Annotated in this window: 10 protein-coding genes; 5 read left to right on the top strand and 5 right to left on the bottom strand. The window is 33.0% G+C overall.

The genetic code is table 11. The features are described from left to right. Window positions 1-36: 36 nt before the first annotated feature. The 3 genes from dapD to CKF59_RS00460 all read right to left on the bottom strand — a co-directional run bounded on the left by dapD (window position 37) and on the right by CKF59_RS00460 (window position 3,237). Entirely contained in the window at window positions 37-870 is an 834-nt protein-coding gene (gene dapD, locus CKF59_RS00470) for a 2,3,4,5-tetrahydropyridine-2,6-dicarboxylate N-succinyltransferase (protein WP_119534025.1), read from the bottom strand. A gap of 120 nt (window positions 871-990) precedes the next feature. Then, entirely contained in the window at window positions 991-2,175 is a 1,185-nt protein-coding gene (recO, locus tag CKF59_RS00465) for a DNA repair protein RecO (protein WP_222985435.1), read from the bottom strand. Window positions 2,176-2,223: 48 nt separating this feature from the next. Next, entirely contained in the window at window positions 2,224-3,237 is a 1,014-nt protein-coding gene (locus tag CKF59_RS00460) for a MurR/RpiR family transcriptional regulator (protein WP_119534023.1), read from the bottom strand. A 277-nt stretch (window positions 3,238-3,514) separates the two neighbouring features. On the opposite strand from CKF59_RS00460, the gene CKF59_RS00455 reads away from it, so the two are divergent. From CKF59_RS00455 to CKF59_RS00435, 5 genes are all read left to right on the top strand, one after another. Further along, window positions 3,515-5,275, top strand: a complete 1,761-nt coding sequence (locus CKF59_RS00455) for a Mur ligase family protein (RefSeq protein WP_222985433.1) — start codon at window positions 3,515-3,517, stop codon at window positions 5,273-5,275. A gap of 250 nt (window positions 5,276-5,525) precedes the next feature. Next, window positions 5,526-6,524, top strand: a complete 999-nt coding sequence (locus tag CKF59_RS00450; RefSeq protein ID WP_119534021.1) for a helix-turn-helix domain-containing protein — start codon at window positions 5,526-5,528, stop codon at window positions 6,522-6,524. A 154-nt stretch (window positions 6,525-6,678) separates the two neighbouring features. Beyond that, the gene (gene ispG / locus CKF59_RS00445) at window positions 6,679-7,797 is read left to right on the top strand and encodes a flavodoxin-dependent (E)-4-hydroxy-3-methylbut-2-enyl-diphosphate synthase (RefSeq protein ID WP_119534020.1); all 1,119 of its coding nucleotides are present in this window, start codon (window positions 6,679-6,681) and stop codon (window positions 7,795-7,797) included. A gap of 96 nt (window positions 7,798-7,893) precedes the next feature. Next, window positions 7,894-9,147 carry a histidine--tRNA ligase gene (gene hisS / locus CKF59_RS00440; protein ID WP_119534019.1) on the top strand — a complete coding sequence of 418 codons (1,254 nt, stop codon included), beginning with the start codon at window positions 7,894-7,896 and terminating at the stop codon, window positions 9,145-9,147. Between the two features lie 43 nt (window positions 9,148-9,190). After that, window positions 9,191-9,925: a YfgM family protein gene (locus CKF59_RS00435; RefSeq protein ID WP_119534018.1), complete on the top strand. Its 735-nt coding sequence runs from the start codon at window positions 9,191-9,193 to the stop codon at window positions 9,923-9,925. A 56-nt stretch (window positions 9,926-9,981) separates the two neighbouring features. Here CKF59_RS00435 and deoD read toward each other — a convergent pair whose 3' ends face one another. Together deoD and CKF59_RS00425 are read right to left on the bottom strand one after the other, a co-directional pair. Further along, window positions 9,982-10,695: a purine-nucleoside phosphorylase gene (gene deoD, locus CKF59_RS00430; protein WP_119534017.1), complete on the bottom strand. Its 714-nt coding sequence runs from the start codon at window positions 10,693-10,695 to the stop codon at window positions 9,982-9,984. A 38-nt stretch (window positions 10,696-10,733) separates the two neighbouring features. Further along, a complete protein-coding gene (locus CKF59_RS00425; protein WP_119534016.1) occupies window positions 10,734-11,957 on the bottom strand; it encodes a phosphopentomutase in 1,224 nt (407 codons plus the stop codon). Between the last annotated feature and the right edge of the window lie 37 nt (window positions 11,958-11,994).

The following is an 11,994-nucleotide window of genomic DNA, read 5'->3' as shown; positions in this document are numbered from 1 at the left end:
CCTAGGTTTTTTATTTTAGTTATTTAATTTAAATGCTTAGTCTAAACGTAATAATTCGTTAATTCCAACTTTACTACGTGTTTTAGCATCTACTTTTTTCACGATTACCGCACAGTATAAACTGTATTTACCATCTTTTGATGGTAGGCTACCTGAAACTACTACTGAACCTGCTGGTACACGACCATAGTGGATTTCACCAGTTTCACGGTCATAGATTTTGGTAGATTGACCAATAAATACACCCATTGAAATTACTGAACCTTCTTCAACAATAACTCCTTCCACGATTTCAGAACGAGCACCGATAAAACAGTTATCTTCAATAATTGTTGGATTAGCTTGTAATGGCTCTAACACTCCACCAATACCTACACCACCTGATAAGTGTACATTTTTACCAATCTGTGCACATGAACCTACAGTTGCCCATGTATCCACCATAGTACCTTCATCTACATAAGCACCGATATTTACATAAGATGGCATAAGAATTGCATTTTTAGCAACATATGAACCTTTACGAGCTACAGCGTTAGGAACTACACGTACGCCTGCTTGAGCAAAGTCTTCTGCAGTGTAAGATTTGAATTTAGTGTCTACTTTGTCGTAGTAGTTTGTAGAATCACCTTCGATAATTTGATTTTCTTTAATTCTAAAAGATAATAATACTGCTTTTTTAAGCCATTGGTGAGTTACCCAGTTACCATCAATTTTTTCAGCAACACGTAAAACACCTTTATCGAGTTGATTAATTACATATTCAACAGCTGCTTTTAAATCATCGCTTGCAGTTTGAGGATTGATAGAAGCTCTATTTTCAAATTCAGCTTCAATAAAAGCTTGTAACTCAGCAAGATTGTAAGACATTTTTTACCTTAAATAATAAATTAAATTCTGTGAAAACTGCTAAAAAAGTTATTTTAGCATCTAAAATAAGTTCTTAAGATTATACCATTAAAAAGCTAAATTGGGCTTACTATTTGTACCTTAAGTCAAACTTGCCATTAGGCGTTTATACTCTATAAGTTTTTCTTTAGAATGGATAATTCTTGAACCTAAAAGGACGTTTAAGTAGAGTTTACTTAGAGTATGAGCTTGGTTTAAGAGTTGCTTTTGTTCTTGGGAATCTAAATTTTTGAATAAATTATAATTAACAAAATTTTGAGCAAACATTGAAAGAGAATTTTTAGATTTGCTATTTTGTTCTTTAAATTTTTTGAACTGGGTTATTTTTTGAGCTAAAGCTTGCTCCAAATCAGCTTCATTAAAATTATTTTTAAGTTGTTGGTAGGTGATTTTGGTAACAACTTGTCGCTTTTCATCAAGATCTATTTTTACTTGCAATAAAGAAGCTAGTTGATCATCTTGTTCTTTGAGTAAAGCTTTGGTTTCGTCATTAAGATTAAGCTGAGTTGGTGTAGATCTATTTTCATTCTCAAAAAATAGTTCATGGATTAGGAGCAAGTATTTACCATAAAAAGTTAATTTTTGCTGTTGTTGATATTGTTGATGTTGATACTCCAAGTATTGTAAAGCTAAAGGGTCAACACTATCGGGATCTTGTTCCCACTGTTGTTTAAGTTTTTGTTCTTGTTCAAGATAATCGAGAGTAAGAAGATTTATTTGTTTGTGATTAATAAATCCTTGATCTTGAATTAAAAAATATTCACCTTGCGGATCTATATCTTGCCCTTGATAATCATAAGCAGTATAGGGAATAATGCCAAGAAAAGTTAAGAGATTGATTTCAAATTTTCTTAGTGCTAGGCTTTGATGTTGAGTATTTTCGGCATAAAATAATTCAATCAGAGTATTTTTATAAAAATTAAACAGATCAAAAGCTTCACTTTCAAGATAAGAGTTTGTTGGTAATATTTTGGTGATTAACTCATTAATATAACAAGCACAATAGAATTGTTCGGTAGGATATTTAATCGCTAAGCTTTCTATTTCGACTTTACTGATATAATTTAATAACTTACCTGCAACCTGTAAACGTAATAAGGAAAAGTATTGTAAACTTGGTCCTAGTTTTGAGTTTTTACTATTTGCTCCTTTACAATATAAATGAATTAATCCCTTTTCAATACTTAGAAAGTATAGGCGAACGCTATTATTGCCGTAATCTTCTTTATAGAGAATAAAACCTGTATACCAAGTATCACGAGTCATAAGCATGGAAAAAAAGAGGACGCAGTAAATGCCTCCTCGTTATCTAAATTAAACAATTGTTGGTGAGTCGCTTTTCGCTTGGACAATTTGTTCAATTGTATTAAGCGAGTTAATGCGAACTTCTTTTACTTGTTGAATATCTAAAGCGGTTACTAAGCCAATTAAACATTCAAAAATAAGTAATTGACTCACACGAACATACATACTATCTTGCAATAGGTGTAGGTTTTTATCATAACTACCACAAGCTGTAAATGACATATCAACCCTAATACTTAAATCAGCACGAGGATCATTACAAATACCTATGGTAAATACGCGTTGTTTTTGGAGTAGAGACACCACTTTTAAAATTTCTTTGTTATAACCTGAACTTTGTACCGCAATAGCTACATCTCCTTTGGTAAGCAGACAAGCTTTATTTACCATGTCATTAACATTAGTTGCGGTAATGGTCATAACCCCAATGCTAATAAATCTTTCTGCAACTTCTTCGATAAGATGACGATTGGCTTCGGTTCCAAAAATATAAAGGCGTGGAGCGAGATGGATTTTATCGGCTGCCGTACTCAGGTTACTACTATTTGCGGATAGATTTTGTTTAGTCTCTAAAGTAATTCTCGCTAATAGATTTGTAGTTTTGGTGAGAACATCTGCTGGATTTGATTGGGCACTTACATCAATATCATAGATTTTGTTTTTAGTGTCTGAATCATCACGTCTTTCAAAGAACTCTTCGACAAAGTATCTTTTAAATTCTGTAAATCCTTTAAAACCTAGATGTTTACAAAAACGCATAATGGAAGCTTCACCAAGATTTACGCTTTTGGCAAAAGAAACGAGCATACTATTGCGAATTAGCTCGGGATTACTAATAATTTGATTAGCAATAGTTTTCATGGATTTAGTAAAAGTATCTTGTTGTGAACTTAAGTACTTTTCTATTGCATTTAGATTAGCAGTCCCATATATTATTTTGCTATTTCTACTATTTCTTACAACACTATTATTTGCCGTGCTAGTTTTGCTTTTTTTGATTTTTTTAATTTTCTTGGTAGTCATATATGTCTGTACCGTTAAATATATTTATCTAAATAACTATACAAGTAGTGATAAAAAAACTAGCAAATGAAAGCTTTTTTATTTAGAAAAAATTTATACTCTATATTATACCGCAAAAAAAGTAGAGAAATGGGGAGTTTAATAAGTTAAATATCATAGTTTTAGGAAAAAGTATCTATAATTAGAGATTAGTTTGCCTAAACTTTCATTTGGTAGTTTTAGATATAGTTTGACTTAGTTATAGTCTCAAATGAAATTGAATTTAGAGGAAGAAAAAATGAACGCCAAAGATTATGTCATGGTTAAAGTACAAAAGGCCTTAGCAAGTTCTAGTGTACTCAAAATAGAAGATATAACCATCATCGCTCAGTTAATTAGGGTATTTGTCTTAGCCTATAATCTAAAATCTGATTTAACCTTAGCTAGAGAAATCAAAGATCAAGAAATAATCTCTAAACTTTTACAGATACATCAAGAGCTCCCAGCCTCAGTAGCCTTTTTAGAAGCAGGTCTTGGATTGGAGCAAATTAATAATTTAGCTTCGCATGAGCAGATATTAACTTTATTAGAAAAATCTTTAGCTAAGATAACTGGAAATACGCCAGCCAAAATTTATAGTGAAAATAATAGTTTCTTACCTCTAGTGATCACTGTTGGAGGAACTAATGGTAAAGGAACTTGTGTTACTTTTTTAAGAAGTTTATTAAAAGATTTGCAAATTGTGAGTTTAACGAGTCCACATATTCGTGAATATAACGAACGCATTCTTTTTAATGGTAAACCTATTCCTTATCAAACCTATGGATGGGCAATTGAGATTTTAGAGCAGATTTTAGCCTATTATTTAAAGCAAACTCAAAAAGCAGATGGCTACTTTAATTTCTCTCAACAAAATACTTTATTAGCTCAATTATTTGCATATTTATATCGAGCTAATATTCTTATACAAGAAGTTGGGATAGGTGGACTTTATGATACGACTAATGCTTTAGATGCTCATATAGCAATTATTACTAGTATAGGTTTAGATCATACCGAATTGCTTGGAGAAAGCTTGGAGTCAATTGCAAAAAATAAAATAGCAATTGCGAGAGAGGCTGGCAAGGTAATATTTGTGCCGAATTTACAGCTATTACCTCCTGAGTTGCAAGAGCAATTAAATTTTGCCTCTTTACATAAGCTAGATTTAGCTGAGCAACTTTACCCTAAGAGTAATTTAGAAGCTGCTTATACAGCTTATCAGCTTTTAGTTAAGATTAAAGATTTAGGTATAGAGGGACACTCTTTAGGTTATTTGACAAGAGAATCAAAATATGAGTTTAGCTGTGGAGAGATAGATTTTAGGTTAAGAAGTAAAGCGAGTTTTGCTTTAGCTTTAGCTGAGCAACAGGCAAAAATAAACTTACCTTTGCTCAAAAATAAAGATATAGAGGGGGCTATAAAAGAGATGAATCTCTATGGGCGTTTAAGTTTTTTAAGTGCATTAGGCAAGCAAGCATTAGTGACTTCGATAAATAAAGCTTATTCTTTAGAGTTAGATAAAGTAAATATTATTCTTGACGTAGCACATAATCCTCCTGCAGTTGAAAAAAGTTGTGAAATTTTAGCAAAGAAACTTCCTGAGGATAGTTATACACTTTTTATTGTTGCTTTTGGGAAAGAAAAAGATATAAATCAATGTCTAGAGAAAATCGAGCAATTTAGTTTGCCTGCACAAATAATCTTAGTCCCACTTGAACATCAATATCGTGGAGTAACTTTTACCGATTATCAACAAAGAGTTAACAATTTTGAGAAGCTTTATCTTGCTTCAAGTCTAGATCAAGTTTTGCAAGAGATTACACAAGCTAGAACTTTTAAAGAGATCATGAATAAATTTGTTCTGCATACCTTAACTTTAAAATATAAGGAAGAACTATTAAAAAGTAATAATAAATCGCAAATAAATCTTGTTTTTATGGGGAGCTTTTATTTACTTGCTCAACTGTGTAATGATTATAACTTTGCTCTTGAAAATAAAGATTTTCGTTTACTTTAAAAGTTAAAGGTAAATTTTATGTCCGATTTAACATATTTTTTAATAAAATAGCAGTTTTCTTTCAAATTTAGTGTAAATATTGGTATAATGGAAGAGATTTGATTTACTTTTAAGAAAATAACCATAAGTAATTCATTCGGCTAGATTAAATAAGGTAAACTTTTTTATCATAATTGTTTATTTTTAGTACTTTTTTGCGTTTTTAAGATTTTATATCTTAAACATAAATAATGTTTGTTAAGTTTTACCCATGACCACTTTGGAAAATAAAGATCTAAATACCACACAAGACAATACAATCCTCGATGATCAAAATCTTAGTCCAGAGAATTTTGGTAGTTATTTAAAGAAAAAGCGCCATGAAAAAGGCGAGTCATTGGAAGACGTGAATAAAGTTATTCGTGTTAATCCAAGGGTTTTAAAAGCTTTTGAAAATAATCAATTTACAAATATTGAAGATTTTGATAATGTCTATCTTCGTATGTATCTTAAAAAATACATTGAGTATTTAGGACTTGAAGATAATTCTTTAATTGACAAAAAGATATTTGAGGATACGGCAAAGCAAGTAAATCGAGACGCTAAAGTTGTTAAAGATTCAGCTGTGAGTACAGGTACAGGCTTTAGTCGAAATAGTTTAAATTCTGAAATTTACAACAGAAATAGTCCTTCGAATGCAAGAAAAATTCTTTTCCTGCTTATAACCTTAGTAATAATTTTAATCATTGGAGTTATTGTTGTTAAATCTGTGTTTAATAGCAATACAACAGGAATAACTGGAACTGAAGGATCAAGCGTATCTGTAGTTCAGAATCAAGAAGCTACAAGTACAACTTCTGATTCAGAAGTTCTTGTTCCATCTACAGAATCTACTGATACGCAAAATAATCAGACTACAAATCAAGATACAAACACTGCTAATACTTCTGAAACTAATAATACTGAATCTCTAGAAGTTACCCCACCAAGTAATCCTGATGTGGTAATTGCTAGTGATGGTAGTGAAATACCAGTAAAAGGAATTTTTATTAAACTTTCAAGTGAAAGTTGGGTAGGTGTAAAAAACTCAACTGGTTCTAGTCAATGGATCACCAAAACAGTACCATTAAATGAATTATATGATTTAGGTAATGTCGCAGAAATTCGTGTAGGTAGAGTTTCAGCGGTAACTTATCTTTATATTAATGGTGAACTTCAAGATCTAAGTACGAGAAATAATAGTAACTTAAAGACTTTTTTAGTAAAATAATTCTTGCTCCGTTTAACGGAGCTTTCTTTATTTAAGAATAAATATTATTTTCAATGGCTGTATAATACGAATAAGAAAGAGTTTTTTCTTTAATAAGGTTATTCAGGTATAATATGACCAGTAAAAACCGTAAAGAAAAAAAGTCGGTAGATATATGAGTAGTGAATTTAATGTAATAAAAAATCGTCGACCAACGCGTAAAATTTGGGTAGGCAAGGTTCCTGTAGGCGGAGATGCTCCGATTTCAGTGCAATCTATGACCAATACCAAAACTACAGATGTTGAAGCGACGGTTGCCCAGATTAAAAGATTAGAAGAGGTTGGAGTAGACATAGTTAGGGTTTCAGTACCAACTATGGATGCTGCTCAAGCTTTTAAAGAAATCAAACAGCAAGTTGAAGTCCCTTTAATTGCTGATATTCATTTTGATTATCGTATTGCTCTCCAAGTTGCAGAGTATGGCGTAGACTGTTTACGTATTAATCCCGGTAATATAGGAAATGAAGAGCGTGTACGTCGAGTTGTTGAAACTGCAAGAGATAAAAATATCCCTATACGTATTGGGGTAAATGCAGGATCTTTAGAAAGGGATTTGCAAGAAAAATATGGCGAACCTACTCCTGAAGCTTTAGTAGAGTCGGCATTAAGACATGTTGATTATTTAGATCGTTTAAATTTTGAGAATTTTAAGATTTCAGTAAAAGCCTCAAATATAGATTTAGCCGTAGCTTCATATCGTAAGTTAGCTCAGGCTTTGCCAATGGTTCCTTTACATTTAGGGATAACTGAGTCGGGAAGTTTACGTTCAGGTACGGTAAAATCAGCGATAGGTTTAGGGATGCTTCTTGCCGATGGCATTGGAGATACTATTAGAATCTCTTTAGCAGCAGATCCGGTAGAAGAAGTTAAAGCGGGATTCGAGATTCTAAAATCTTTAGGTTTACGTAAACGAGGGATAAACTTTATCGCTTGTCCAACCTGTTCGCGTCAAGAGTTTGATGTAATAAATACTGTAAATGTCTTAGAAGACAGGTTACAGGATATTTTAACTCCTTTAGACGTTTCGATTATAGGTTGCGTGGTTAATGGACCTGGTGAAGCTCTTGTTGCTGATATGGGGGTTACAGGAGGCATGCGTAAATCTGGTTTCTATGAAGATGGTAAACGTATTGATCGTTTAGACAACGAGCAGATGATAGATCAATTAGAAGCTAAGATTAGATCTCGCATCGAGTTAGAAAAAAATCGCATTAATATCAAAGATTTAAATTAACCTTGTTTGAAAAAAGTGACGCCAGTTTGTGAAATTAACTGGCTTTTTTGTTATACTATACTACTGAGAAATTTAACCGGTTTTAGTAAAAAGATTATGAATAAAGCTATCAAAAGTTTACGTGGTTTTAATGATGTATTACCACAAGATTCTCATTTATTTAATAAAACTCTTAGAACTTTAGAGGATATCTTAGAGAAATATTGTATTAATGAGATTAGAACCCCTTATTTAGAATCAACAGCTTTATTTGCAAGAGGCGTTGGTGAGGCTACAGATATAGTTGAAAAAGAAATGTTTTCTTTTACCACTAATGATCAAGAAAGTGTAAGTCTACGTCCTGAAGGGACTGCAGGGGCAATGCGTGCATGTATTGAACATGGACTTTCTTATAATCAAGAACAACGTCTTTATTATTTTGGTCCTATGTTCCGTTATGAAAGACCACAAAAAGGGCGTTATCGTCAGTTTCATCAACTAGGAGTTGAGATTCTTGGAATTAGAGATCCTGGACTAGAAGCTGAAGTGCTATTAATGAATGCCGAGTTTTGGAAAGCTCTTGGAATTAGTGAATATATTACCTTAGAGATTAATACTATAGGGACAAGTGAAGCTCGTGCTAATTATGGTAAAGCATTAGTAAGTTACTTAGAAACATATAAAGAGCAACTAGATGCAGATTCACAAAGACGTCTCACTTCAAATCCTCTACGTATTTTAGATTCTAAAGATGAAAAAACTCAAGCCGTGTTAGCTAATGCTCCGGTACTAGAAGATTTCTTAGATCAAGAAAGTAAAGATTACTTTGAGACTTTAAAAGAGATTTTAACCGCAAATGGATTGGATTTTGTTGTAAATCCTAAATTAGTTCGTGGTTTAGATTATTACAATGATACCGTATTTGAATGGACGACTACTAAATTAGGAGCTCAAGCTACTGTATGTGCTGGAGGAAGATATGACCGTTTAGTGGAAATTCTTGGTGGTCATGCAACTCCTGGTTTTGGTTTTGGGTTAGGATACGAACGTTTACTTCTGTTACTTGAAGAAGTACATGGTAAACAAGAAGCTCCTCATGCTCAAGTATTTATTATTAATGATGGCAAGGTGCAAGCACAATCTTTAAAAATCGCTTTAGAGTTACGAGCAGCAGGAATTAAGGTTTTAAATAATCTTGCTGGTGGTAAACTTAAAAAGCAATTTGCCAAAGCTGATAAATCAGGTGCACCGCAAGTAATTATTGTAAATGAAGAATTAGTGGCTCAAGGTCAGGTAAATGTAAAACATTTAGCAACTGGGGAACAAGAAACAGTTAGCCTAGATACTTTAGTGTCAAAATTAAAAGCTTAATCGCTAAAGTATAGAGTCGCATTATCAAAAAGGAATTAATTTCATGGCATATACTACAGAAGAACAAGACTTTCAGTCTTTTATGTCAAAGCTTCGTCAGTATTTACCTTTAATCATTATAGCTATAGCTGTAGGGGTAGGTATCTATTGGGGAATTAACTGGTATAAGAGTCATCAGTCAAGACAAGCTCAAGCTGAGTATCAAGAATACCAACAAATTATGACGGTTAAAAATGAGGGAGACGGGGTAAATACTCGCAATGATCTCTTATTAAATTATATTAAAAATAACCCGAAAAAACCTTTAGCTGCTTTAGGGATTTTAGATCAAGCTAAATATTTAACCGAGCAGGGCGAATATCAAAAGGCTTACGATTTAGTAGCTGCAATTCCGAGTGATAATGAATTTTCACCTGAGTTAGTGGCAATAACCAAAGCTAAATTAGCATTACAATTAGGACGTGGTGAAGAAGCTATCCCTGAATTATATAAAATTAAAGAGGGAGAGTGGTTTGTAACTGCAAGATTATTAGCTGGTGATATTTATTTTGCTGATGGTAAATATGGTTTAGCTTATGATGAATATCAAAAAGCTCAAGACTATTTAAATAAAGAAATTGCCCAAGCTGATGCTAACACTACAGATGTTTCTACATTACAAAATCAAGTTCTTTTCGTGCAATCTCGTATAAACATTGCTCAATCATATATAAAGAACTCTGAAACTAAAGTAGATCCAGTTCCTGCACCTGCAGAAAATGCAGAATCACAAAAATAAGAACAAAAATAAAAACGAGTAGATTTTTTCTACTCGTTTTTATTTTTATTCTTTAATTAAGCAACTTTAATTGCTGCATCTAAAGCAACAGTCATCATTTGGGTAAATGTAGTTTGACGTTCTTCAGCTGTAGTGTATTCTTCTCTTAAAATGTGATCAGAAATTGTTAAGACACAACCAGCTTTTGCTCCATAAAGATCTGCAATTGGGAATAAAGCAGCAGCTTCCATTTCCACCGCTAAGAAGTTATAAGTTTTTAGGGTTTGGAAAAATTCTGGATTTGGAGTGTAGAAGTAGTCAGAAGAGAAACATTTACCAACTTTTACTTCAACATTATTCTCTTTAGCTGCTTCTACTAGAGCTGCCACGTTTTCATAAGAAGCTACTGCAGAGTAGTCGTTATCTTTAAAACGTTGACGGTTCATTTTTGAATCTGTTGATGCTCCAGTTACTACGATTACATCACGTACGTGAACATCATCTAATACTGCACCAGCTGAACCTATACGAATAATGTTTTTTACTCCATAGAATTTATATAATTCTTCAGCGTAAATAGAGATAGATGGCATTCCCATCCCGTGACCCATAATAGAGATACGCTTACCTTTGTAAGTTCCTGTAAAACCGAACATATTACGTACAGTTGTAAATTGAGTCACATTTTCTAAAAAGTTTTCAGCAATGTGTTTTGCACGTAAAGGATCGCCAGGCATTAATACTGTTTCTGCGATATCACCAAATTCTGCTGCATTATGTGGAGTTGCCATAAAATTTCCTTATAAATTTAAAATGTCCGAAAAGTTGATTAGAAAATAGATTTGCCAAAATCAAAACCAGGAAGGTTGAGATATTTAGCAATAGTTGCACCTATATCAGAGAAAGTTTCACGTTTACCATGATATCCAGGTACAGCTCCAGGACCTGCGAACAGTACAGGAATATGTTCACGGGTGTGTTCAGTGCCAGGCCATGTAGGATCATTACCATGATCGGCTGTAAAGATAATTAAATCACCTTCTTCTAATAAACTTAAAAGTTCTGGTACACGGCTATCAAAGTATTCTAAAGCTTCACCATATCCTTGAGGATCACGACGGTGACCAAAGTCTGAGTCAAAGTTAACAAAATTAGTAAAGACAATGGTATTATCTTTTGCTTCTTTGATTTCAATAATTGATTTATCAAAAAGTTCTTCTAGACCTGTAGCTTTTACTTTTTTGGTAATCCCTTGATGAGCATAGATATCTGCAATTTTACCTACAGATACAACCTGACCACCATTTTTTTCTAATTGTACAAGAACTGTTTCTGATGGTGGAAGAATAGAATAGTCTCTACGATTCCCCGTACGAGAAAAAGATCCCGCTTTATCACCAACAAATGGACGAGCAATTACTCGACCTACAGCTTCGAAGTGTTGATTTAATTCTTCACGTACAAGTTCACAAAGTTGGAGTAATTTTTCTACGCCAAAAGTTTCTTCGTGAGCTGCAATTTGGAATACAGAATCAGCTGAAGTATAGAAAATAGGTTTTCCTGTTTTCATATGCTCTTCACCTAATTGATCTAAAATTACCGTACCCGAAGCGTGACAATTACCTAAATAACCAGGAAGACCTGCTTTTTTAACAATGTTATCTAAGAACTCTGTAGGGAATGAATTTGTGTGTTCAGGAAAGTAAGTCCAGTCAAATTTTACAGGACAACCTGCGATTTCCCAGTGTCCAGATGGAGTATCTTTACCATTTGAAACTTCTTGTGCATAGCAATAAGAAGCTTGAGGATCTACTAAACTTGCATCCATGTTTGCAGGATAATGTCCAGTAGAATGTTTATATGCTTCTAATAATCCTAGTTTGGTAAGATTAGGAAGTTTTAAAGAAGTTTGCCCATTGGTTGTTTTGCCATCAGCAAAAAATTGAGCAATGTGACCTAAAGTATCAGACCCTTTATCACCATATTTGTCTGCATCATGAGCATGACCAATACCAAATGAATCTAGGAGCATGATAAATACACGTTTTTTCATATTAGAATGCCTTGGACTTATTAAAATTTATAAGAAT

Source organism: Psittacicella gerlachiana, assembly GCF_003585965.1.
GTDB classification, from domain to species: domain Bacteria; phylum Pseudomonadota; class Gammaproteobacteria; order Enterobacterales; family Psittacicellaceae; genus Psittacicella; species Psittacicella gerlachiana.
The sequence above is the reverse complement of the archived record's forward strand: the minus strand, read 5'-3'. Positions and strand labels throughout refer to the sequence as shown.